The organism is Chryseobacterium sp. MIQD13 (assembly GCF_050496705.1).
Taxonomy (GTDB): domain Bacteria; phylum Bacteroidota; class Bacteroidia; order Flavobacteriales; family Weeksellaceae; genus Chryseobacterium.
On the sequence record NZ_JBNWAF010000003.1, the window covers coordinates 767,919 to 790,056 of the forward strand.

Here is a 22,138-nt window from a genome sequence, read left to right on the forward strand (position 1 = left end):
ATTTCTACCAAATATTTTTGTTATTAACATTATATTTGCCATTATTTTAAAAAATGCTTTATACAATAATCAAAGCACTGCATATTATCTTCATGGTAAGCTATTTTGCGGGAATTTTTTATCTCGTAAGAATTTTCGTTTACTATAAGGATACGGATGAGTTTGCAGAGGAGAAAAAGAAAATACTGCGGGAGCAGTATACTTTCATGGCAAGGAGGCTGTGGAACATCATTACAGTTCCTGCAGGTATTATTATGGCAGTCTGTGGAATGATCATGATCTTTCTGAATACCGGGCTCATGAAAATGCCATGGTTTCATTTAAAACTTACTTTCCTGATCGGTCTTGCCGTTTATCATTACTGGTGCTGGAAAAAAGTACTGAAACTGAAAGAATTGAACGGAGAAACCATAGAAACACCTAACATCAAGTTGAGACAGGCTAACGAAATTGCTACGTTCATTTTGTTCCTCGTGGTTTTTACGGTAATTCTGAAATCCTCAGTTATTGAGTACTGGTGGCAATTAATTGCAGGATTTTTCGTTCTTGTATTTCTGATCATGATGACCGTTAAACTCGTTAATAAGAATAAAAAAAACAAATAATAGTTTAAGCCGGATGTATACATAAATACATCTGCTTTTACATTGTACAAAAAAACTATGATTGCAATTTTAAAAAAGGAACTTTGGAGTTACTTTGGAAACTGGAGTGCATGGGTGATCATCGCTGCATTCAGTCTCATAACCGCTCTTTTCCTGTTTTTTTTCGAGAATGATTCCAATATTTTCGATATAGGAATGGCTTCTTTACAGAGCTATTTCGTCCTCGTTCCGTGGCTGCTGATGTTTATTATTCCTGCACTTTCCATGAAAACTTTTGCAGAAGAGCAGCAGACAGGAACATTGAACTGGCTTTTTTCTCAACCCTTAAAAGTTTCAGATCTGGTAGCAGGGAAGTTTCTTTCTGTATGGATTGTTGGGGTTTTATGCCTTATTCCATCACTGATTTATCTTTATACTGTATATGTTCTGGGTGTTCCTGCCGGAAATATTGACCTTGGAATGACCTTTGGAAGTTATATTGGGCTGATTGTATTGATTGCTGCTTTTTCAGGAGTTGGTATTCTGGCTTCATCGCTTTCCCAGAATCAGATCATGGCTTATCTGCTGGGCGTTTTCATGTGCTTTATTATGTATTTCGGAATAGAGCAGCTTGCAAGCTATAAACTCTTGGGCGGTGCAGATTTTATCCTTCAGAATATAGGATTCTATCAGCATTTTCTTGGGTTTACGAGAGGGCTTATCGATCTTAAAGATGTAGCTTATTTTATCCTGATTATCGGTGCTACATTATTATTGTCCAACCATTTTATCACTAAAAAGAAGTAGCAGTATGAAGAAGTTCAATATTAAATCCCCGTTGGGAATTTTCTTGATTGCAGTGATACCTTTGGTTCTTCTGCTTACGTTTTCCGGAATCAGACTGGATTTAACCAAAGAAAAAAGATACACACTTTCAGACAATACAGTAAAAGTATTGGAATCGGTGAAAAAACCGCTTACGGTAGATGTTTACCTTGAAGGTGATTTCCCGGCAAGCTTTAAGCAGCTTCAGAGTGAAACCCGTTTTATGCTGGAAGAATTCAGAAAGATCAATCCGAAAATTGATTTTAAATTCATTGATCCTATCAAAACAAAGATGTCTCAGGATACCCTGATGGCAATGGGAATGCAGCCTTCGGTTCTTCCTGATGTTAAAGACGGGAAAATTTCACAGATCACATTGTTTCCTTATGCAGTTATAAAATATGATAAAAGAGGAGTATCTATTCCACTGGTTGTACAGCAGGCGGGGATAGATGCCGATCAGCAGCTGACAAGATCTATAGAAGGATTGGAATACAGCCTTGTTTCAAATATCAAGAATATTGCAGCCGATAAGAGAAAGAAAGTAGGAATTCTGGTAAATCATGATGAACTAGGACCGGAAGAGTTCCATAGTTTTATGCAGCTGGCTCTTGAAAACTATGATGCAGGTCCTGTTATTCCCAAAAACCAGACAGAGCTTACCCTTCAAGATCTTCCTTTACTTAAGCAAATGAGTGCCCTGGTTATTGCAAAACCAAGAAAAGCATTCACAGATAATGAAAAAGTGATCCTTGACCAGTTTATTATGAATGGTGGGAAAACACTCTGGATGATTGATGCTGTAAACGCTGAAATGGATACATTGACAAGGTCTCAAAAGGTAATGCCGTTCCCTGTGGATATCAATATGACGGATTTCTTTTTCAATTACGGAATCAGGATCAATCCGGCTTTGGTAAAAGATGTAAAGAAATTTGCATTGCTGAAACTGGTAACGGGAGAAGTAGGAGGAAACCCTCAGTATACAAGTCTTCCGTGGCCTTATTTCCCACTGGGAATTGCTGAAAATGATAATCCGGTCACGAAAAATATCAACCCGGTAAAATTTGAATTCCCGACTTCCATTGATACATTGGGCGGAAGAAAAAATATTAAGACAAAAGTTCTTTTTGAATCCAGTGAGAGAACACTTCTGAAACAGGTTCCGAACTATGTGGATCTTAAAGAAATTGCGAGTGTAGACAGCCTTGGACAAATGGAAAAACCAAGTACACCGAAGATTTTTGCCGTTGCATTGGAAGGGAAATTTAATTCTGCCTATGCATCAAGAATTGAAAGAAAAGGCTATCCCGGATTTAAGAGCCAGAGTCCTGAAAATAAAATGATCGTAATTGCTGACGGAGATGTGGGAAGAAACAAAATGCATAAAGGAGAACCGCTTCCGATGGGAATTGACCGTCTTACTAATCAGGAATTCGGTAACGAACAGTTTCTGAGAAATGCTTTGGATTATCTTCTGGACGACAGTAATCTGATGGCTTTAAGAAACAGGAATATTGAAGAAAGACTTCTGGACAGAAACCGTATTACAGAAGAAAAAACAAACTGGCAATGGCTGAATTTATTACTGCCTTTAGTAGTGATTGGCCTGCTGGGAGGGTTGTTCTTCTGGATGAGGAAGAAGAAATTTGGATAAAATATAAAAAGCCGTTTCATTTTTGAGACGGCTTTTTTTGTAATATCTGAATAAAGTTATTTTCTGAGTTTACTTTGATACTTTTCAAGCACATTCCATATTCCGTAAAAAGCATCATTTCCTTTTTTGTCTGAAAAATTAGTATTAAAGATCATAATCCTGCCCAGGTTATTTTTAGGATCGAAAAACAGAATAGACATCACACCGGGATCTCCTCCGGTATGACCAATATACCCTGTGTAACCATAGCCTATGAACATACCGGAATTGTAAGATTCACTATATGGATTCTGCTCATTTCTTTCTGTAAAGTTTTCTGCGTTAAGTTGAGGTTTAAAATACTCTTTGTAGCTTTCAGGAGCCAGAATTGTTCCTTTGCCGTTATAACCTTTGATCAATTCAGTCAGGTATTTGCCCAGGTCATTGATATTTGTGATCAGTCCGCCGTCCGGATATGTTATGGAATGATAATAGGGAAGAAGGGTTTTGGGATCTTCGTAAAGACTGGAAAATTCTGAAAAACTGATATCTTCAAATTTCCACCCTGAGTCATTCATTTTTAAAGGTTTAAGGATATACTTTTGGGTAAAATCACTGAAACTCTGTCCGGTGGCCTGTTCTATAATAAAAGCTGCCAGTGTTGTACCTACATTGGAGTATTCATAAATGTTTCCGGGCTGATGAAGGGAAAAACTGTTTTTGTTCCATTTTCCGTTTTCTGCAAGCACATTTTCTAAAAATGCTTTCATTGAAATGATGGAGTCTGAAGGGTTGAAAACCTGTTCCTCATCAAAATTCAACTTTACGCCTTCCAGATTCTGATCCGGTTTTAAATAGTAAGTTTTGGACAGATAGAATTCATTATCGGTAATGGATGAAGTATGGGTTGCCAATTGGCGAATAGTAATTTTTGCCTGTGGGAAATTCGGATTAACCATTTTGAACGGTAAATACTTCTGAACGGGATCATCCAGGTGAAGTTTTCCCAGCTCCTGGGCCTTAAGGAGGGCAATCCCGACAAAAGTTTTCGAAACTGAAGCAATATTTTGAAGCGTATGGTCTGTATAGGCCTTTTTATTTTTTACGTCTGAAAAGCCAAATCCTTCTTGATAAAGTGCAGATTGGCCATCAACTATAGCCACAGCAAATCCATTGAAGATTCCCTGCCGGTATATACTGCTTATTTCTGTATGCAGAGAATCTCTGATGTTTTTTCCTGTGTAAGCTTGATCAACTTTTTGAGTATTGCATGATGTTAAAATATATCCGGCAACGAGTAATAAAATTCTTTTCATATGCTTTTTATTAATAGTATGACAGTCAGTATAATATTTTTATTACAGGCCTGAAGTATATTATTTTTGCTTTTCTTTAATTTCAGGAAGCAGTAAAGCAGTTTTATAATAACTTATATCAGTTGGAATTTTGCTCTGCAGATCCTTGAAAGTAGAATATTCATAATGTTCCCATTCAAGATCATCATCAGGGTTTGGTGTTTTATCTATAGCCAGCTCAAGCTTTCCGTCTTCCTGATAGCTGAACTCTATGGCTGCATATTTTTCACCGTTTTCATCAAAAGTATACCAGCATTTTGTTGTTCTTTCCGGTATAGGTTTCAGGGTTTTATTATCAAGGATTTGAGAGCAGATAAAATTTTCAGGATCATCATGATGAAAAACTGTTTTTGAGATCAACGGCTTTTCATCTACGGTTAATGAATACATTTTGTTGGTGGCAATAATGAAATTTCCGGCAGATTCTCTTTTTTCAATATCAAAAAGGTCAGATTTCTCTTTAAGATAATTTATAATCTGTTCCTCATTTTCATCGTGGCTCATAAAATAATTGATGCTGTATATTTCGTCTTCGGTAAGGAACTCAATCTCTTTCAGTGCGTCAGAATCTTTTTCATAATAATATAGGTGATAGTCGTCCAATTTCTCGGCTTTCGCTTTTGAGATTACTTCTCCAAAGATGTTTTTATATACTTTTTTCATGGTTAGTAGTTTAATGTATAGTTGTTACGGAAATGATAAAAGTGCATATGCATGCACATATAGGTATTGCATTTTCAGGGCCATTTTTACATTATGTGGTATGAATTTTTATTCATATGTCAGAAAGGCATGAAGAAGCTGGTCAGAATGACATTTATCTTTTATTTTGAATTCCGTAAAATAAAAACTGTTTGTACCATTTGAACTTTTCTCATAGGCGTGCGGACTGCTTATGAGCGTAAAATTCTCATTTCTGTATTCGATTTTCATGGGTTAGTTTTGTGGGTTCAAATATATTTAAAATCAGAGAATTACGAAATTATATCTGATTTTTTATTATGAATTTTTTTATAAGAAGAAAGGAAGGAACAGACCAGCCTTAAATACAGAAATATATTGAATGTCCGGATAATGATTTCTATCGGGCTGAAGTAGAAAAGAATCGGAGTGATATCAAAAATATTTTGAATCAGACATCCTTTATAAAATCCTCATATTCATAGTAAAACCTTTCAAAACCATCCATTTTTTCATAGAAAAATTCGAAAATTTCCTGCCAGGTATTTTTATTGAAGATAGAAACATTATATTTTTCAATCCAGATTCTGCTGATCACTTTTCCATTGTCAAGGGTAAAATATTCTTCTTTCTGAAAATCGCCTATAAAATCTTTCAAAATATCTTCCAAAGACCAGATCTTCTCATAATAAGCATTACGGAAAATTTCGTCCTTCATTTCTATATCCAGCGAAACCTCTGCTTTTTTATTGTCTGCATAAAATTTAAATGACAGGTCTTTGATTTTGGTATCATATAAGATCCATTTTCTCGGAAAAGACTTTCCAAAAGCCGTCCAAAATTCCTTTTTTAATTGCTGTGCTTCTTGTTTACTGAACATGCGAACAAATTTAAGGATTTAATAAGGAAAGTCAAAAAGGGCAAAAATGCAAATTCGCTGATTTGCTTTCTTATCTTTCCTTGTGCTTTTATATCTGCATCTTCAATCATTTATCTAATTCAAACTATTTTCTTATTTTTGCTGTAATGCTTTCAAAAAAATCCCAATATGCTTTTAAGGCACTGTCATATCTTGTAGAAAAAAGAAATGACGGCCCGGTTCTTATTTCCGAAATTGCGGAACACAAAAAGATCCCTTTAAAGTTTTTAGAAAATATTCTGCTGGAATTGAAAAAAGCGGAGATCCTTGACAGTAAAAAAGGAAAAGGAGGAGGGTACTTTTTAAAAGGAAATCCTGAAACAGTAAAGCTGGCGAAGATTATTCGTCTGGTGAACGGTCCTATTGCCATGCTGCCATGTGTCAGTTTAAACTTTTATGAAAAATGTGAAGACTGTAATGAAGATCACTGCGGGCTGCATGACGTACTGATAGAAGTCCGGGATGCCTCCCTGAATATTCTCGAGAAAAAAACTTTGATGGATCTGGTTGACTAACCCGGTCCTTTTTTTGAATAATTAGTCTACTTATTTGGTAGAGTAATATTTTTATAAGATATTTGCAGTGACCCAAATACTTTAATCATGATCAAAAAAGGTCTTATTTCATTTTTTTAATATCTGATGAGTGAAAATATAGACCGGAAATTGTAATGATATTCTGATATGATAATTTCAAGAAAAATCCAGATAAGACTCAATGTATTCCTTATCACAGCCTTGATACTGCTGATCACCGTTTTATCCATGTATGAGCTAGGATATACGGACGAGCTGCTGAATATTTTAGCCAAAGATAATTATATTTTTTACTGGATGCTTCTGGTGGGGGTATTTGCTGAGATTGTAGCCGGATCTATGGGAATGGGCTATGGGGTGATCTGTACGACAACCCTTATGTTCCTTAATATTCCGCCCCATATTGTAAGTGCAAGCATTCATTCTGCTGAAAGTTTTACTACTGCAGCAGGAAGTTTAAGTCATATCAAACTTAAAAATGTGAGTAAGCATCTGGTTAAAAAATTGGCCATCCCTGCAGTTATAGGAGCTATTATAGGAGCTGTGAGTTTAACTTATTTAGGCGAGTATTATGCTAAAATCACAAAAACACTGATTGCCTTTTATACCCTTTATCTTGGAATTCAGATTCTGTCCAATGCCTTTAAAGATAAACAGAATAAGGCTATGAAAAGAAAAACCAATCTTACAAGACTTGGCGTGATCGGAGGTTTTATAGATTCCTTTGCCGGAGGAGGCTGGGGGCCGCTGGTTACCGGAACTCTGATCAAAAATGCCTTCACACCCAGATTTGCAGTCGGGAGTTCTACTGTTGCTAAATTTATATTAACCATTACAGCTGCCGTAACGTTCTTCCTTACCCTTGGGATTCAGCACTGGAATATTATTCTTGGCCTTTTGATAGGAGGAATCATTACTGCTCCTTTTTCTGCCATGCTCACGGCAAAGCTTCCCGTTAAGAAAATGTTCCTGGTTATAGGAGTCCTTGTTATTGTCATGAGTTCTATAACTATTTATAAATCAGTTTTCAAGTAAAATTTATCTGTTTTGCAGAAAAATAAATACATGAAAAACCGTTTTGGCTTTGAAAATATTCTACTTTTACACCATTAAATAATAGAATATGAATTTGCATATAATAGCGCTTTTTAAGTTTAATGAAAACTATCTGATGGATGCTGTAGAACTGTTTCAGAACCTTGTAAAAGAAACCAGAAAAGAAGAAGGATGCCTTCAGTACGATCTTATTGAAGACAAAGATAATAAAGGAACCTTTTTCCTGATAGAATTGTGGGAAAGCGTTGAGCACCATAACAGACATAACGGACAGGATCATCTTCTGGATTTCCGCAGAGATGCTTCAAAAATTATGGAAAGCTCTGCAGAGGTGTATAAAGGGTTTAAAATCTATTGATTTAAGAATACTAAAAAATTAAAAGATTTAATAATTAATTGCTGATACAATGTTCAGTAATTTGATTTATCAATCTTCAAAATAAAAGGCGGCTTCAGAATCTGAAACCGCCTTTTGATTAGAAAAAATAGAAAGTATTAAAATTTGAGATTATTTTACGATAAGTTTTTTCGTTTCCGTACTACCCCCGAAGTTGATCTTTACCAGATAATTTCCGGCAGTAAGGTGGGATAAGTTCAGATCCTGCTTATAGAAACCGGCCTGATTGGTCAGTTCGGCAGTATATACCTTTTTTCCTGTAAGATCATAAACTTCGATGCTTCCTTTGTTGTTGGCCTTTTCCTTCACATCGAAAAGTACGGTTACTTTTTTATCAGCCGTTGTAGGGTTGGGGTAGATCCCGAAAGAAGCTTTTTTGCTCACTTCAGTTATTCCCAAAGTTGCAGTGATCTTTTTGTATTTGAAATACATATCTCCGGTAGTGGCTCCGCCATTGGTAGTAAAGTACATTCTATAATAATCACTTCCTTTTTTTATATAATATACTACATTATTATTAACAGTCCCGATCCCTTTCCATGAGTGACCGATTGTAGTGATATTGGAAGAGAAATTACTGTCAGCAGGAGTAGTAAATGAAGCTGTTTCCTGTGTTTCAGGCTGTACCTTCGCTACTTTTACACTTGGTCCCTGAATAGCTCCTGTAAGAGGATACATCATTACATTATTATAGAAAGTGTAATATTTTGTAAACATAAAGTCCCATGCACTTCTGGATGGTTCCATATTAGGTACTTTTGCCCCTGTTGTGAATGAGAAGTAGTTAAAATAAGCATCATCTGATCCGTTAGCTATAGTTCTTGTTTCAGTTGGATCCCATGAAGTTCCGTTCCACTTGGAATATTTGAAGGTATATCCTGCAAAAGCATCTTCAATAGCAAACTTAATGTATGAATTGGAGCCTGTATATTTCAAAACAAAAATCGCTTTCCCCTCAATATGATGATTTAAAGCATTGTATATTCCCCAACCTGTTGATGGGATATTAGGATTGGGAGATGTAACAGGGCCCTGTTCAAAAGCTCCCTGGCTTATATCAGTCGTTTGATCAGGATTATATAAAGGCGCTCCCCAGCTCGATATATTGTTGATATTGATATTATCCCAGTCTGCCAAGTTTGTAGAAGCCGTGTATACCTCAATATTCAAAGCATCATTAACTCTGGATCCGAAGGCATAATTGGAATTTCTGTAAAAAGCAATATCCCAGGTATTGGCGGACTGAGAAACCATATTACCATTTGCAAGATTAAAAAACACACGATTTTGGTAGGAAGGTCCCATCGTCATATTTGCCTGCGTGTATCCTAGTGCATCAGTTTGGGCCAGAACAGTCTGCTGAACAGAAAGTGCCAATACCGAAGCCAATAATAGTTTTGTTTTCATAACTTATTTTTAAATTATTATTTAGAATGATTCTACAAAAGTATATAATTATTTTTAATCATTCTAAATAAAAACATGACTTTTGTCTTGTTTTACACTTATTATTTCATAAAAAAAGATTGGCTTATTAAAACGAGCCGGCCGGAAATACTTTCCGGCCGGCTTCACAAAGGCATAATACTAGTCTAATAATAATAAAACCTTATTTTTTGATGAATTTAGATTTAATTACCAAACCTTCAGCAGTTTCTACCAATATGTAATAAACTCCTGCCTGAAGGGCGCTGATATCAAATTGCTGACCTTTCAATTTACCTTCAGCAACTTTTTGAGCTCCTGCAGAATAAATCTGGATATTTTTAGGTTCTTTTTTAGATATGAACTGTAAAGCCGTATGATCAGGATTCACAGCAAAACGAACTTCTTCTTTAGATTTTACATTATCTGAAACAGCAAGAGTTGAAGCCGCAGTATAGATAACGTCATCTACCTGTAGTGCAGCATGTTGTACAGCACCGGTAAATTTAAATGCGATATACTGGTTGGCAGATGCCGGAACATTGATGGTTACTGTTTGCTCAGTTGCAGAATTTAATGCATAAACCGGGCTGATAGAAGTGAAACCTGCGGTACCTGCGGTAGTGGCAGCAGAGATTAAACCAACTTCCAGAGTTCCGGTTCCTGCAGATCCGGTTGTCATTGAATAAGTAAATTTCAATGATTTTGTTCCGTCAGGAGCGATAATCTGAGGAGTGATAAGGTATCCTGGAGTATTGGGAGCCATAAGTGTATAAAACTGAGCATATTTATCTGTGGTTCCGTCTGCATATATAAAAGGTCCTGCTCCCGGAGGAACTACTTTTGACCATCCGTTCTGTGGCCAGGCTGCACCTGTACCTGTTGTGAATGAATCAAAATTTTCATTAATCATCGCTACTTGTGCATTCACTGTAAAAGCCGTAAACATTAATGTTCCTAAAAGTAGTTTTAATTTCATAACGTTATTTTTATTTAGAATTGTTCTACAAAAATAAGTATTTATTTTTAACTATTCTAAATAAAGCATTATATTTGCCAAAAATTTTACTCTATGAAGAAGAAAGTGCTTTCCGTTCTATCATTGTCCATTGCTTTTTGGATGAATGCACAAGAAAAAGATTCTCTTAATAAAAATAAAATAGAGGAAGTTGTTATTACAGGACAGTACACCCAGCAGTCCATCAACAAATCAATATATAAAGTTGAGGTTATAGATGCCCAACAGATCAAAAATATGGCTGCAACCAATGTTGCCGATGTTTTAAATCAAAGCCTTAATATCCAGATCACACCGGATACCAGATCGGGAAATTCAACAGCCAGTATGATGGGGCTTGATGGAAATTATGTAAAAGTACTGATAGACAATATTCCCGTAGTAGGAGATACAGGATTGGGAAGCAATATCGATCTTACCAAACTTTCACTGAACAATGTAGAAAGAATAGAGATTGTAAAAGGAAGCATGGGAGTAGAATATGGTAACGGAGCAGTAGCCGGAGTTATCAATATCATCACCAAAAAAAGCAGTACAAAAAAGATAAGCGTAAGAGCTTCACTTCAGGAAGAAACCGTAAGAGACAATTATGACCTGAAGAAAAAAGGAAACGGAAGACATATTCAGAATCTGAATGTAGATTATAATATTGATAATAACTGGTTTGCCAATATCAGCTTCAATCACAACCAGTTTATGGGGTATGAAGGAGAAAGTAAAGGATATAAATATTTTGAAAGAGATAATAAAAGAGGATTTGAATGGAATCCTAAAGACCAATATGATGCTTCTGCATTAATACGGTACTCGAAAAACAAGACCTCATTTTATTATAAACTGTCTTATCTGTATGAAAAATTCAATTTCTACAATCCGGAAGTAAACAGAATTCCTCTTAACGACGGAATGGGCGGTGCCCTCTACGAAAGTATAGACAGAGAGTACAATACCAAACGATGGGCCCATCAGTTTAATATTCAGACCAATATTGGGAATATCCGCTATATGGGAGACTTTTCTTACCAGAATCAGGACAGAAAATATCAGGACTACAATTACGATATTCCAAACAGAGCTGTCAGAATCAGCAGGGAAGACAGATCTTATTACAAAACAGATGTGATTTATTCAAGAGGAATGTTCAGTAATTTTCTCAACAATAAAACTTTCGATTTCCAGCTTGGCTATGAACTGGATTATACCAACGGATATGCAGCCCTTATTGCCGGAGATTTCTTTGGTGAAGCTGTGAAAAGAAAGATCTTTACTTACTCAAATTTCCTTTCAGCCGAATGGAATATTTCAGACAGGCTTTCTGTAAGACCGGGAGCAAGACTTTCCGTAAGTGAAAATTTTGACAATCAGTTTAATTACTCACTTTCAGCAAGATATAAGACTTCAGAAAATTCAAACATAAGAGCTGTAGCAGGTACTGCAAACCGTTTTCCTACTTATGACGAGCTTTATACTTACTTCGTTAATATAAACCACGATGTACAGGGCAATCCTGATCTGAATCCTGAAAAAGGTTTTTCTGCAGGAGCTTTCTGGGATCAGAATTTTACAGCAAATGACTGGAAAATTGCCTACAGCATCAATGCATTATACCTGGACGTACGGGACAGAATAGAAATGGTGCTTATAAAAGATCCGTCTACATATAAGTATATGAATATGGATAAATACAGAAATATGCTTTTCTCGGCCAATATAGACTTTAGAAAAGATCAGCTGGCTTTATCCTTAAGAGGTTCTGTAAGCGGAACTTCAGTTGCTCTCAGCGGACTTTACCATACATCCCCTACAGATTACCAGTACCTTGCTCAGGCAGGAGCATCGGTAAACTATAAATTAAAAAATGCAAAAACAGCTTTTGCCCTTTACTATAAATATACAGGTCCAGGAAGAAATTATGTACTTGAAAGCGAGGCAACAGGCTTCAGATTGGGAAAAACAGATGATTTCCATATGATGGATTTTATTGTAAGCCAGCCATTCTGGAAAGATCACATGGAACTTTCTGTAGGAGTGAAAAACATATTTGATGTGACCACTATCAATACTACTGCTACTGCCGGAACAGCCCATACCGGAGCTGCAGACCGTCTTAATCTGTACTACGGAAGAAGTTATTTTGCAAGATTAATTTATCAATTCTAAACAAAAGCTACCCTTATGAACTATTTAAAAATATTCGCTCTTTTTTCAGCTGTTGCTTTACAGTCCTGTGTTTCTGCAGATGAAGATCCTGTGCCTGCACCACCTATTACCGGATCGGTAGTAGAAGTAAAAGTAGGAGGGGCTACCGAACCCAACCAGGTCTGGATAGATTTAAGTGATTATGAAAAACCTTCTGTTAACAAAAGAACAGACTGGGATCTTGGTTTCTATACCGGAGATGGATTTAATGTTATACTTAACGGTTCTCTTGCCATGACTGTGGCAAAAATACCCAATAAGACAGATATTAAAGCCGTAACGGAAGCAGATGTTGCAACCCTTAAACAAAGTGCTTTGGTAGGAACATTTGATTCCGCCAATATGCAGTATATTGATAATCCCAACGGAAGTTTCCTTACACAGACTTCAGGAATTGCAGCCATTAAAGAGAATGATGCAGAAAATCCGGTCTATCTGTTGAATCTCGGAAGAGAAATTCCGTCGCCGGATAATATCGGGCCTGGTTCTGTTAGCTTGTCAGGTGCTGCAAGAGGCTGGAAAAAGATCCAGATTTTCAGAGCATTGAACGGGTACAAAATACGCTATGCTGATGTAGGAAATACAACAAGCTACAGTGAGTATTTCGTGCCGAAAGATACAGATTACAGTTTTACTTACTTCAGTTTTAATACGGGTACAACGGTAAAAATCCAGCCTAAGAAAAAAGATTGGGATCTAGGGTTCACCACCTTTACCAATGAAGTCTTCACAGCCCCTAATGTAAGTGCAGGAAGTTACTTTTTCGCAGATTTTATAGTTGCAAATACGCTTAATGGAGTAGGAGTGTATCAGGTAACTCCGGCAGGAAATCTTGATCAGGCTTATAACTCATTTAAGCTGGGAGATGTAGACCAGTCAAAATTTGTATTTAATGATCAGAGAGCACTTGGTGACAAATGGAGAACTACCACAGGAACAACGGATAACCCGCAGCCTCATGTTTACGCAGACCGTTTTTTTGTCCTGAAAGATGCCGAAGGATTCTACTTTAAGCTAAGATTCAATACAATGAAGGACAAAGACGGAAACCGCGGAACAACCAATTTTGAATTCGACCCTTTATAATAATCAAATAATAGTATATCATGAAAAAAATAATCCTTGCAGCCTCCATTCTGATGGCAGTTTATTCATGCAAAAAAGAAGAAGGTGCTAAAAAAGAAAATACAACAGAAACCTCTTCCGAAGCCCCGAAAAGCAATAACAAAATTGTTACCCTGAGCGGCGGAATTACAGAAATTGTAAGCGCACTGGGCCATGAAAAAGAAATTGTAGGAACTGATGTTACCAGTACATACCCTGAAACATTAAAAGCTACAGCTAAGGACCTGGGACACGTAAGATCCATGACAATCGAGCCTATCATGGCGGTAAGTCCTACCTTGATTTTAGCCTCAGAAAAAGATATCAATCCCGAACTGATGAACAAGATCAAGTCATCAGGTATTCAGGCAGAAATTTTCAAGCAGGAATACACGGTAGAAGGGACTAAAAAACTGATCGCTGACGTAGCTAAAGCAGTAGGAAATACAGATTATCAGAAATTAAACGATAAAATCGACGCTGATCTGAAACAAATTCAGCCAATTGCTAAAAAACCAAAAGTACTGTTCATCTACGCAAGAGGAAACATGTTGATGGTGTCAGGTAAAAATACACCAATGGCTTCTTTAATCAGCCTTGCAGGTGGAGAAAATGCTGTAAATGACTTTGAAGACTTCAAACCATTGACACCGGAAGCAGTAGTAAAGGCTAATCCGGATATTTTATTCTTTTTCTCAACAGGACTTCAGGGTGCAGGAGGAAACGATGGTGCTCTTAAAATGCCGGGTGTAGCACAGACTAACGCAGGTAAAAACAAAAAAATCATCGCAATGGACGGAGGACTGGTTTCAGGTTTCGGACCTAGACTGGGAGAGGCAGCAGTAGAATTAAACAAACTTTTAATTGAGAACGCAAAGTAAATTATACTTTTATCTTACTATAAGTGCCATATTGCTGGGTATTCTGGCAATTGTGGCACTTTATATTGGTGTTTACGACTTCAATGGTGTTTCGCCGTTCACTGTCCTGACACAGTTTATAAACGGAGATCCCAACCTGGCCTTAAACGATAAATATGTGATCTGGGATGTAAGAGCTGCCAGAATTATAATGGCAATATTGGTAGGAAGTATGCTGGCTGTTTCAGGAACAACCCTGCAGGGATTATTCAAAAACCCTTTAGCAACGGGTGAAGCGATAGGTTTAACTTCAGGAGCGACGTTACTGGCTGCCATTGCTATTGTTTTAGGAGGACATTTCAAGCAATATCTTCCTGAAATGGTACAGTTTTCATTAGTGGGAATTTCTGCTTTTTTAGGAGCCTTATTAGCCATGATGCTTGTTTACAGGATTTCTACCAGTGCAGGAAAAACCAATGTTGTCATGATGCTCTTAAGCGGTGTTGCCATTACATCAATCGGTTTTTCCATTACAGGATTTCTTATTTACATCTCAAAAGATGAACAGCTAAGAGATCTTACCTTCTGGAATATGGGAAGCCTTGCCGCTGCAACCTGGACAAAGAATATTGTTTTAACGGTTGTTCTGATCATTTCATATGCTGTTTTGCTGCCAAAAGGAAAAGCTTTGAATGCCATGATGCTGGGAGAAAAAGATGCCGAACATTTAGGAATAAATGTCGAAAAACTGAAAAAACAGATCGTAATTATCACCTCCCTGATGGTAGGAACTTGCGTTGCATTTTCAGGGACGATAGGTTTTATCGGTCTTATCGTACCTTATATTTTAAGGCTTTTATTCAAATCAAATTATGTATTTATCCTGCCGTTATCGGCTATTTTAGGAAGTATTTTACTGTTGATTGCAGATACATTCAGCAGAAGCATTGTGGCACCGTCAGAATTACCGATTGGTATCTTGACCTCCCTGATCGGAGGACCTATTTTTATCGCTATTTTAATTAAATTCAAAAAATCACTCTAATGATAAAAGCGCATCAGATCAATTACCTTCACAGGAATTTCCATATTCTTGACGGCGTAGATGTCTCTTTGGATTATGGCGAATTTTTAGCGATTGTAGGACCCAACGGAGCAGGGAAGTCCAGCCTTCTCAGTGTTCTGGCCAATGAAGTGAAACAGGGAAAACCGAAAATCTTATTTAAGAACAAACCCATTACCGATTGGGAAGTAAAAGAATTATCTCAGCATAAATCTAAATTTTCCCAGCATAATTCCAATGAAATTCCTTTGGAAGTAAAAGATGTTGTCATGATGGGGCGTTATCCATATTTCGATTCGCAGCCGCACAGAGAAGATTTTGAAGCAATAGATAAGCTGATGAACGAAACAGATGTTTATCATTTAAAAGACAGAGAATACAATACACTTTCAGGAGGTGAGAAGCAGCGTGTACACCTTTCCAGAGTAATGGCGCAGCTCGAAAACGATATTGCCCATAAACTGGTATTTCTGGATGAACCTCTGAATAATTTAGATATAAAGCATCAATATAAAGCTTTAGAAACTATTAAAAACTTTACCAAAAAAGCCAACAGTGCCATTGTAGTGCTGCACGACCTTAATCTTGCTGCCCAGTTTGCAGACAAAATTTTATTAATGAAATCAGGAAAAGTTTCCGCATACGGAATACCGCAGGAAGTATTTACCGCTGAAACCATCAGTCAAGCTTACAATTTTCCCTGCACCATCTGCGGACACCCTATTACCAATAACCCAATGATCATTTTTGGATAACCATGGAAAAAGATGAATTAAAAATCCTTGCTCAGAACCTTGCCAATCCACAGGGAGAAAAAGGTATAGAGATCGGTGAGATGATGCATGCCACCAACATCAGCATGACATTAGAAAGTATCAAAACCCTTTTAATAGAAGATGATGAACATATCCTTGAAATAGGACACGGAAATGCCGGACATCTGAAAAATATTCTAAACAGAGCCCGGAATCTGAAATATACAGGAATTGATATTTCCGAAACCATGCACGACGAAGCCATAAAAATCAATAAAGAATTTGAAAATCAGGCTGATTTTGTTTTGTATGAAGGAAAAAAACTCCCTTTTGAAGATAAGACTTTCAACAAGATATTCACAGTTAATACAGTCTATTTCTGGGAAGACCCGGTTGAATTTCTCAATGAGATCTACAGGGTTTTAAAGAAGGATGGAACCTTCGTTCTTACTTTCGGACAGAAAAAATTCATGGAAACACTGCCTTTTACAGAATACAATTTTACCATGTACAGCAACAGTGAAATGGAGCAGCTGGTTTCCAAAAGCCATTTCAAGAGAATGAAAATTTCCGAAAAAGAAGAAGATATACCAAGCAAATCAGGAAACGAAACCATACATAGAATTTATACAGTTTTAACCATAAAAAAATAAAATAATGAGCACATTAGTTAACGATCTAAAGGAAAAATGGGAAGCTCTGAAAGCAGAAAATCCACACATAAGAATAAGAAATGCAGCAGCACAGCTTGGCGTAAGTGAAGCTGAATTACTGGCAACAAGTATAGGTGAAGGAGTAACAGTACTGAACCCTGAATTTCCTGCTATCCTTACCGAAGCAGAAAAGTTGGGTAAAGTAATGGCTCTTACCCGTAATGATGAATGTGTACATGAAAGAAAAGGAACTTACCTGAATGGCGATTTCAGCAGCCCGCATGCACAGCTTTTTGTAGGAGAGGATATCGATCTCAGAATATTCCTTAATCATTGGAAATCTGCTTTCGCAGTAGTGGAGGGAGACAAAAAAAGCCTTCAGTTTTTCGGAAAAGACGGTCTTGCTCTTCATAAAATCTATCTGACAAAGAACAGCGATGAAGCTGCTTTTGATGCTATTGTGGAAAAATTCAAAGCAGAGGATCAGAATCAGGCTTTAACGATTGAGGCAGTAGCTCCGAAAGCTCCTGAAAAAGCAGATTCTGAAATAGATGCAGAAGGCTTCAAAAAAGCATGGACAGAATTGAAAGACACCCATGATTTCTTTATGATGACCAGAAAATTCGGGGTAAGCAGAACTCAGGCATTGAGACTGGCTCCGGAAGGATTTGCCAAAAAGATCGATAATGCCAAAGTAGTGAATGTTCTTGAAGATGCTTCAGAAAAAAATATTCCAATCATGGTATTCGTTGGAAACAGAGGAATTATCCAGATTCACACCGGAAATGTAAAGAAAACACTTTGGCATCAGCAATGGTTCAATGTAATGGACCCGGATTTCAACTTACACCTGGACGTAACGAAAATCGCTGAGGCATGGATCGTTAAAAAACCTACTGAAGACGGGGAAGTAACGGCTATTGAAGTATTCAATAAAGAAGGGGATTTCATCGTTCAGTTCTTCGGAAAAAGAAAACCTGGAATTCCAGAGCTGCAAGAATGGAAAGACCTTGTTGCAGAACTAGAAAAATAAATAGTTAGATGATTTGAATGGGCCGTTTTGTTTTTTATTCAAGGCGGCCTTTTTTATGAAATCATTAATTTTAAACCACAAAAGTCACAAAAGACTTTTTTAAATTTACTTTTTATATTCTTAAGATAAAACTTAAGTGTTAAAAAAATGTGGCTTAAAAATTAAGTATAAAGATTTGTGATATTTGTGCGGAAACATTTGTATAATTTGTCTTTAAATAAAATAAAAAATGAAAAATATATTCATTGCCATTCTGCTGGCTGGCTTCTGTTCATTAAGTGGTCAGGATTTGAAAGCGTACCAGTTCTATGACAAAAAAGGAAAAGAAGTAAAAACAGATAAACTGGTTAAAGAGCTGGCTGAATATGATATTGTTTTCTTTGGGGAAAATCATAACAGTTCTATCAATCACTGGCTTCAGCTGAAGATTACCGAAGGTTTGTTTCAAAAGAAAAACGGTCAGGTCATTTTAGGAGCAGAAATGTTCGAAAGAGATAACCAATCACAGCTGAATCAATATTTAAGCGGTAATTTTGATGCCAAAACACTGAAAGATTCAGCCCGTTTATGGAATAATTATGCTACAGACTACAAACCGTTGGTTGATTTCGCCAAAACTAAAAAACTGAATTTCATCGCCACTAATATTCCAAGAAGATATGCTTCCCAGACTGCAAAAGAAGGCCTTGAATCTCTGAATAAATTAAGTGCTCAGGAGAAAACCTATATTGCACAGCTTCCCATTAAGGTAACGCTGGATACACCGGGCTATCAGGAAATGAAGGCGATGATGGGCGATCATGCCGAAGGAACAAAAGTGATGAATTTCATTTCTGCACAGGCTACAAAAGATGCTACCATGGCGGAATCTATTTTGAAGAACAGGCAGGCCGGAAAAACCTTCATTCACTACAACGGAAACTATCACAGTAAGGAATTCGGTGGAATTTACTGGTATATCAAACAGAAAAATCCAAATCTTAAAATGGCGGTGATCTCTGTTTTTGAATCTGAAGATCCTGAACTGAAAGTTCCTGCAAAAGATTATGTCCCGACGGATTTCAACCTGATTATTCCGACGGATATGACGAAAACATTTTAAAATACTAAAGTCTTTTAAACCGGAAGACTTGGAATTATAAAAAAAATCAATATACTCAGCCTGATAGTTAATAATATTACGAATGTTATTAACTATCAGGCTGAGTATATTGAAGCCGAATAAGTTAAAAATAGGGTAAATTAAATAGGTATGGATACTATTATAATTGCTGAAACTGATTTAAAGTATCCGTGCATATTCGGAACTTGATCTTTAGTTTTATTGATAAGGCCTGTTTATTTCATCAATTTTTGTCCTCAGATCCAGAATGGTAAATTTTTCAGGATCACATGTAATCTCTGCAATTCCGTGTTGTTTAAAAAAATCATTTAAGTCTTCACAATCTCTTAACATATTAAATTCTTTATTCTCGAGATCCAAAACAATTCCTTTTGTTTTACCATTTATTGAATAGGTGATTGGATTTATTGTTCCTAAAAGAATTTTAGAGAAAAAACCTCTCATATCTTCTTCAAAATAAAGGAATCTTCCATAATTGGTAACTTTGCAGAATCTGGAATAAGCATCCGGATCATAGCCTTTGTCTTTTTTGTTGGTATACTTTCTGTAAGTTTGAAAATACATTTCACCCTTATAAGAAACAGCTAATGGAAGATTAATTTTTTTGTCGTTTTTCTTAAAATAAAAGAATGCTTTTTCGGGTAAATCAGAATTGTCGTTTTTATCAGCAACCTTGAAATACACCTCCTCGGTTGAAGTTGGCTGTTTGTTCAGAACGTCTTCCAAAGTTTTATAAACGCCTTCAGGAAAATCTCCCCTTTTTATATGCATTTTTTCAGTTTCCTGTCCTATAACAAATGAAAAACAGAAAAAAATAAGTAAAAAAAATAATTTCATAGTTAAAAATTTGTTTTTGATTTCTGAAACCAAGCTTAATTTCACTTCACTAACTTACAAAAATCAGGTGAATATGAAATATATGCGGGGTTAAAAAACATAAAAAATTCGGCTAACATTTTAGATTATAAAAATATTTAAACACAATCTCTATCTTTACATCACAAATTATAAAAATGAAAAAAATATCTTTTCTGTTCATCTTTTTTATCGGGTTAATCAATGCCCAGAAACTAACTTCAGGTGAAATTTCAATTATCAATCAGGGAGATATGAGCACTGCACTGCCAATTTACCAAACTACCGATTCCCATCAGCATAAAACCTTATTAAGCCTTTCTACAGAAATAGATCCGGCTGATCCGAATGCGGCAACTCTTGTTAAAAGAATGAAAGAATCTCTGCTTTCAACAGATGGAGGAGTGGGAATTGCGGCACCACAGGTAGGAATCAACAGAAAAGTGATCTGGGTTCAGCGTTTTGATAAAGAAGGAAATCCTCTGGAATATTTTATTAATCCTGTAATTGTCTGGAAATCAGAATTGCAGAATCTTGGGTCGGAAGGCGATCTATCTATTCCAGAATTCAGGGATCAGTTTTACAGAAGTAAAGTCATTCAGTTAGAGTATACTGATCTGAAAGGACAGAAATATTCAGAGATTGTGGAGGGTTTTACTGCGGTTATTTTCCAGCATGAGATAGACCATCTTTTCGGGATCCTGATTTCTGATAAAAAAGAGAAAGAGAAAAATGATTCTTACAAAAAAGTGGATGCTTTTAAAAGGAGTGATTCAACGACGAGATAATGTTTTGTTTTCATATATGAAGTGAGGAAATTTTACTTTAATAAAAGTATTGCTTTTCATTTCTTGTGTATTTACATTTCGGAAAATTAGCACATCCCCAAAAAAATCCATATTTACCATTTCTTTTGATAAGATTTCCACCGCAGTCTGGGCATGAGCCATTCCTGTTAATGTTAGATTTGGCTATTATTCTTTTATCCTGATCCCGGTTGTTTGTTCTTGCAGTGAGAATGGTTGCTACAATTTCGTTCTTGGTTTGTTCGCTAAGATAAGCTGAATCGTATTTTTTAATTGTTTTGACTAATTTATTGGTATACACAACGTCAGTGTATGTCTTGGTCTTAAGCGTTGCTCTTTTTGTAAAGGTGATTATCGAATAATATCTCAGAAATTGATAATTTTTCAATACATGTTTTAAAGCATAGATATGACCCTGGTTTTGTAAAACAGGATTGTAAAACTTGCGCCTGTACTTATAAATAGCCTGAGTCCAGTACCTGTCTTTTTCATAGCCTAAAATCCAGCCTTTATAATTCTTGGTTTCAATAACAAATATCCCGTAATCTGAAACAATGATGTGATCTATTTGGGAAGTGGAGCCTTTAATCTTTAATTCAATATTATTCAGGACAATATATTTCTCATTATTCAGTCTTTTCAAGGTTTTAGAAACTGTACGTTCGCCCATATACCCCTTTATTTTTGGAGTATAATATTTAATGAGTAAGAATAAGATGCCCAGAATTAATAGAAAAATAATTAAAAAATTATTATCCATATTTGTTTGTATAATATTTAAAAATCTGTTCCTATAAGAAACAGATTTTATTTTAATTAAAGAAATTAAGCTTAGTTATTTGTAACTGAAAGCTTTACTTCCATATTATTTCTCGTAGCATTGGAATAAGGACAAATCTGGTGTGCTTTTTCAGTCAGAGACTGTGCTTCTTCGATAGAAACTCCCGGAATATTCACATCCAGCTCTGCAGCTAAACCAAAACCTCCGTTTTCCAATTGCCCTATACTTATCTGAGCAGTAACGGTTGTTTCACCTGTTTTTACTTTTGAAAGACTGATCACTCTGTTAAGTGCGCTGTCAAAACACGCTGAATATCCGGCTGCAAAAAGCATTTCAGGATTGGCAAAATCATCATTACCGCCGCCTAAAGCTTTAGGCATTCTCACATCCAGTTCCAAAACTCCGTTTTCACTTTTTACATGTCCGTTTCTTCCGCCTTGTGCTGTTACTGCTGTTGTATATAATGTTTTCATT

24 protein-coding genes are annotated in these 22,138 nt (G+C 36.3%); 15 read left to right on the plus strand and 9 right to left on the minus strand.

The window, feature by feature from the left end; all coding sequences use genetic code 11:
* Positions 1-53: 53 nt before the first annotated feature.
* The 3 genes from ACQWU4_RS15780 to gldG are packed head-to-tail and all read left to right on the plus strand — an operon-like array spanning position 54 to position 3,066.
* Positions 54-605 carry a CopD family protein gene (locus ACQWU4_RS15780; RefSeq protein WP_429936714.1) on the plus strand — a complete coding sequence of 184 codons (552 nt, stop codon included), beginning with the start codon at positions 54-56 and terminating at the stop codon, positions 603-605.
* Positions 606-662: 57 nt separating this feature from the next.
* Positions 663-1,391, plus strand: a complete 729-nt coding sequence (locus ACQWU4_RS15785; RefSeq protein WP_111960437.1) for an ABC transporter permease — start codon at positions 663-665, stop codon at positions 1,389-1,391.
* Between the two features lie 4 nt (positions 1,392-1,395).
* Positions 1,396-3,066: a gliding motility-associated ABC transporter substrate-binding protein GldG gene (gene gldG / locus ACQWU4_RS15790; protein WP_429936715.1), complete on the plus strand. Its 1,671-nt coding sequence runs from the start codon at positions 1,396-1,398 to the stop codon at positions 3,064-3,066.
* A 56-nt stretch (positions 3,067-3,122) separates the two neighbouring features.
* Here gldG and ACQWU4_RS15795 read toward each other — a convergent pair whose 3' ends face one another.
* The 4 genes from ACQWU4_RS15795 to ACQWU4_RS15810 form a co-directional block, all read right to left on the minus strand.
* Positions 3,123-4,361, minus strand: coding sequence for a serine hydrolase domain-containing protein (locus ACQWU4_RS15795; protein ID WP_429936716.1), 1,239 nt, complete (start codon positions 4,359-4,361; stop codon positions 3,123-3,125).
* A gap of 60 nt (positions 4,362-4,421) precedes the next feature.
* Positions 4,422-5,063 (minus strand): hypothetical protein, encoded by a 642-nt coding sequence (locus ACQWU4_RS15800; RefSeq protein ID WP_429936717.1) that lies wholly within the window; start codon positions 5,061-5,063, stop codon positions 4,422-4,424.
* A 108-nt stretch (positions 5,064-5,171) separates the two neighbouring features.
* Complete coding sequence (locus ACQWU4_RS15805) at positions 5,172-5,333, minus strand: hypothetical protein (protein WP_429936718.1); 162 nt, start codon at positions 5,331-5,333, stop codon at positions 5,172-5,174.
* Between the two features lie 199 nt (positions 5,334-5,532).
* The gene (locus tag ACQWU4_RS15810; protein ID WP_429936719.1) at positions 5,533-5,961 is read right to left on the minus strand and encodes a DUF4268 domain-containing protein; all 429 of its coding nucleotides are present in this window, start codon (positions 5,959-5,961) and stop codon (positions 5,533-5,535) included.
* A 146-nt stretch (positions 5,962-6,107) separates the two neighbouring features.
* On the opposite strand from ACQWU4_RS15810, the gene ACQWU4_RS15815 reads away from it, so the two are divergent.
* From ACQWU4_RS15815 to ACQWU4_RS15825, 3 genes are all read left to right on the plus strand, one after another.
* On the plus strand, positions 6,108-6,515 hold the full coding sequence (locus tag ACQWU4_RS15815) for an RrF2 family transcriptional regulator (RefSeq protein WP_429936720.1): 408 nt from the start codon (positions 6,108-6,110) through the stop codon (positions 6,513-6,515).
* A 168-nt stretch (positions 6,516-6,683) separates the two neighbouring features.
* Positions 6,684-7,571 (plus strand): sulfite exporter TauE/SafE family protein, encoded by an 888-nt coding sequence (locus tag ACQWU4_RS15820; protein WP_429936721.1) that lies wholly within the window; start codon positions 6,684-6,686, stop codon positions 7,569-7,571.
* Positions 7,572-7,659: 88 nt separating this feature from the next.
* The gene (locus ACQWU4_RS15825; RefSeq protein ID WP_429936722.1) at positions 7,660-7,950 is read left to right on the plus strand and encodes a putative quinol monooxygenase; all 291 of its coding nucleotides are present in this window, start codon (positions 7,660-7,662) and stop codon (positions 7,948-7,950) included.
* A gap of 150 nt (positions 7,951-8,100) precedes the next feature.
* Here the strand turns inward: ACQWU4_RS15825 and ACQWU4_RS15830 are convergent, their stop codons facing one another.
* Both ACQWU4_RS15830 and ACQWU4_RS15835 read right to left on the minus strand, forming a co-directional pair.
* Complete coding sequence (locus tag ACQWU4_RS15830; protein WP_429936723.1) at positions 8,101-9,396, minus strand: T9SS type A sorting domain-containing protein; 1,296 nt, start codon at positions 9,394-9,396, stop codon at positions 8,101-8,103.
* Between the two features lie 202 nt (positions 9,397-9,598).
* A complete protein-coding gene (locus ACQWU4_RS15835; protein WP_429936724.1) occupies positions 9,599-10,393 on the minus strand; it encodes a choice-of-anchor J domain-containing protein in 795 nt (264 codons plus the stop codon).
* Positions 10,394-10,486: 93 nt separating this feature from the next.
* Here ACQWU4_RS15835 and ACQWU4_RS15840 point away from each other — a divergent pair, with 93 nt between their 5' ends.
* The 8 genes from ACQWU4_RS15840 to ACQWU4_RS15875 all read left to right on the plus strand — a co-directional run bounded on the left by ACQWU4_RS15840 (position 10,487) and on the right by ACQWU4_RS15875 (position 19,201).
* Entirely contained in the window at positions 10,487-12,592 is a 2,106-nt protein-coding gene (locus ACQWU4_RS15840; protein WP_429936725.1) for a TonB-dependent receptor plug domain-containing protein, read from the plus strand.
* 15 nt (positions 12,593-12,607) lie between these two features.
* Positions 12,608-13,717: an HmuY family protein gene (locus ACQWU4_RS15845; RefSeq protein WP_429936726.1), complete on the plus strand. Its 1,110-nt coding sequence runs from the start codon at positions 12,608-12,610 to the stop codon at positions 13,715-13,717.
* Between the two features lie 20 nt (positions 13,718-13,737).
* Positions 13,738-14,616, plus strand: coding sequence for a heme/hemin ABC transporter substrate-binding protein (locus ACQWU4_RS15850; RefSeq protein WP_429936727.1), 879 nt, complete (start codon positions 13,738-13,740; stop codon positions 14,614-14,616).
* Positions 14,600-15,640, plus strand: a complete 1,041-nt coding sequence (locus ACQWU4_RS15855) for a FecCD family ABC transporter permease (RefSeq protein WP_429936728.1) — start codon at positions 14,600-14,602, stop codon at positions 15,638-15,640. Before ACQWU4_RS15850 ends, ACQWU4_RS15855 begins: the two co-directional genes overlap by 17 nt.
* Entirely contained in the window at positions 15,640-16,413 is a 774-nt protein-coding gene (locus ACQWU4_RS15860; RefSeq protein WP_429936729.1) for a heme ABC transporter ATP-binding protein, read from the plus strand. The genes ACQWU4_RS15855 and ACQWU4_RS15860 overlap by 1 nt, the downstream gene beginning before the upstream one ends.
* Before the next feature lie 2 nt (positions 16,414-16,415).
* The gene (locus tag ACQWU4_RS15865) at positions 16,416-17,066 is read left to right on the plus strand and encodes a class I SAM-dependent methyltransferase (RefSeq protein ID WP_429936730.1); all 651 of its coding nucleotides are present in this window, start codon (positions 16,416-16,418) and stop codon (positions 17,064-17,066) included.
* Between the two features lie 4 nt (positions 17,067-17,070).
* A complete protein-coding gene (locus tag ACQWU4_RS15870) occupies positions 17,071-18,099 on the plus strand; it encodes a hemin-degrading factor (protein WP_429936731.1) in 1,029 nt (342 codons plus the stop codon).
* Positions 18,100-18,328: 229 nt separating this feature from the next.
* A complete protein-coding gene (locus ACQWU4_RS15875) occupies positions 18,329-19,201 on the plus strand; it encodes a ChaN family lipoprotein (protein WP_429936732.1) in 873 nt (290 codons plus the stop codon).
* A 219-nt stretch (positions 19,202-19,420) separates the two neighbouring features.
* On the opposite strand, the gene ACQWU4_RS15880 is transcribed toward ACQWU4_RS15875, so the two are convergent.
* The gene (locus ACQWU4_RS15880; protein WP_429936733.1) at positions 19,421-19,993 is read right to left on the minus strand and encodes a hypothetical protein; all 573 of its coding nucleotides are present in this window, start codon (positions 19,991-19,993) and stop codon (positions 19,421-19,423) included.
* Positions 19,994-20,235: 242 nt separating this feature from the next.
* On the opposite strand from ACQWU4_RS15880, the gene def reads away from it, so the two are divergent.
* Positions 20,236-20,865, plus strand: a complete 630-nt coding sequence (gene def / locus ACQWU4_RS15885) for a peptide deformylase (RefSeq protein ID WP_429936734.1) — start codon at positions 20,236-20,238, stop codon at positions 20,863-20,865.
* A 37-nt stretch (positions 20,866-20,902) separates the two neighbouring features.
* Here def and ACQWU4_RS15890 read toward each other — a convergent pair whose 3' ends face one another.
* Positions 20,903-21,553 carry an NERD domain-containing protein gene (locus tag ACQWU4_RS15890; protein WP_429936735.1) on the minus strand — a complete coding sequence of 217 codons (651 nt, stop codon included), beginning with the start codon at positions 21,551-21,553 and terminating at the stop codon, positions 20,903-20,905.
* A 161-nt stretch (positions 21,554-21,714) separates the two neighbouring features.
* Positions 21,715-22,137: an organic hydroperoxide resistance protein gene (locus ACQWU4_RS15895; protein WP_429936736.1), complete on the minus strand. Its 423-nt coding sequence runs from the start codon at positions 22,135-22,137 to the stop codon at positions 21,715-21,717.
* Position 22,138 lies beyond the last annotated feature (1 nt).

Coding starts and splice junctions, on each gene's coding strand:
- ACQWU4_RS15780 (WP_429936714.1), top strand. CDS start 54: ATGCTTTATACAATAATCAAAGCACTGCATATTATCTTCATGGTAAGC.
- ACQWU4_RS15785 (WP_111960437.1), top strand. CDS start 663: ATGATTGCAATTTTAAAAAAGGAACTTTGGAGTTACTTTGGAAACTGG.
- gldG (WP_429936715.1), top strand. CDS start 1,396: ATGAAGAAGTTCAATATTAAATCCCCGTTGGGAATTTTCTTGATTGCA.
- ACQWU4_RS15795 (WP_429936716.1), bottom strand. CDS start 4,361: ATGAAAAGAATTTTATTACTCGTTGCCGGATATATTTTAACATCATGC.
- ACQWU4_RS15800 (WP_429936717.1), bottom strand. CDS start 5,063: ATGAAAAAAGTATATAAAAACATCTTTGGAGAAGTAATCTCAAAAGCG.
- ACQWU4_RS15805 (WP_429936718.1), bottom strand. CDS start 5,333: ATGAAAATCGAATACAGAAATGAGAATTTTACGCTCATAAGCAGTCCG.
- ACQWU4_RS15810 (WP_429936719.1), bottom strand. CDS start 5,961: ATGTTCAGTAAACAAGAAGCACAGCAATTAAAAAAGGAATTTTGGACG.
- ACQWU4_RS15815 (WP_429936720.1), top strand. CDS start 6,108: ATGCTTTCAAAAAAATCCCAATATGCTTTTAAGGCACTGTCATATCTT.
- ACQWU4_RS15820 (WP_429936721.1), top strand. CDS start 6,684: ATGATAATTTCAAGAAAAATCCAGATAAGACTCAATGTATTCCTTATC.
- ACQWU4_RS15825 (WP_429936722.1), top strand. CDS start 7,660: ATGAATTTGCATATAATAGCGCTTTTTAAGTTTAATGAAAACTATCTG.
- ACQWU4_RS15830 (WP_429936723.1), bottom strand. CDS start 9,396: ATGAAAACAAAACTATTATTGGCTTCGGTATTGGCACTTTCTGTTCAG.
- ACQWU4_RS15835 (WP_429936724.1), bottom strand. CDS start 10,393: ATGAAATTAAAACTACTTTTAGGAACATTAATGTTTACGGCTTTTACA.
- ACQWU4_RS15840 (WP_429936725.1), top strand. CDS start 10,487: ATGAAGAAGAAAGTGCTTTCCGTTCTATCATTGTCCATTGCTTTTTGG.
- ACQWU4_RS15845 (WP_429936726.1), top strand. CDS start 12,608: ATGAACTATTTAAAAATATTCGCTCTTTTTTCAGCTGTTGCTTTACAG.
- ACQWU4_RS15850 (WP_429936727.1), top strand. CDS start 13,738: ATGAAAAAAATAATCCTTGCAGCCTCCATTCTGATGGCAGTTTATTCA.
- ACQWU4_RS15860 (WP_429936729.1), top strand. CDS start 15,640: ATGATAAAAGCGCATCAGATCAATTACCTTCACAGGAATTTCCATATT.
- ACQWU4_RS15865 (WP_429936730.1), top strand. CDS start 16,416: ATGGAAAAAGATGAATTAAAAATCCTTGCTCAGAACCTTGCCAATCCA.
- ACQWU4_RS15870 (WP_429936731.1), top strand. CDS start 17,071: ATGAGCACATTAGTTAACGATCTAAAGGAAAAATGGGAAGCTCTGAAA.
- ACQWU4_RS15875 (WP_429936732.1), top strand. CDS start 18,329: ATGAAAAATATATTCATTGCCATTCTGCTGGCTGGCTTCTGTTCATTA.
- ACQWU4_RS15880 (WP_429936733.1), bottom strand. CDS start 19,993: ATGCATATAAAAAGGGGAGATTTTCCTGAAGGCGTTTATAAAACTTTG.
- def (WP_429936734.1), top strand. CDS start 20,236: ATGAAAAAAATATCTTTTCTGTTCATCTTTTTTATCGGGTTAATCAAT.
- ACQWU4_RS15890 (WP_429936735.1), bottom strand. CDS start 21,553: ATGGGCGAACGTACAGTTTCTAAAACCTTGAAAAGACTGAATAATGAG.
- ACQWU4_RS15895 (WP_429936736.1), bottom strand. CDS start 22,137: ATGAAAACATTATATACAACAGCAGTAACAGCACAAGGCGGAAGAAAC.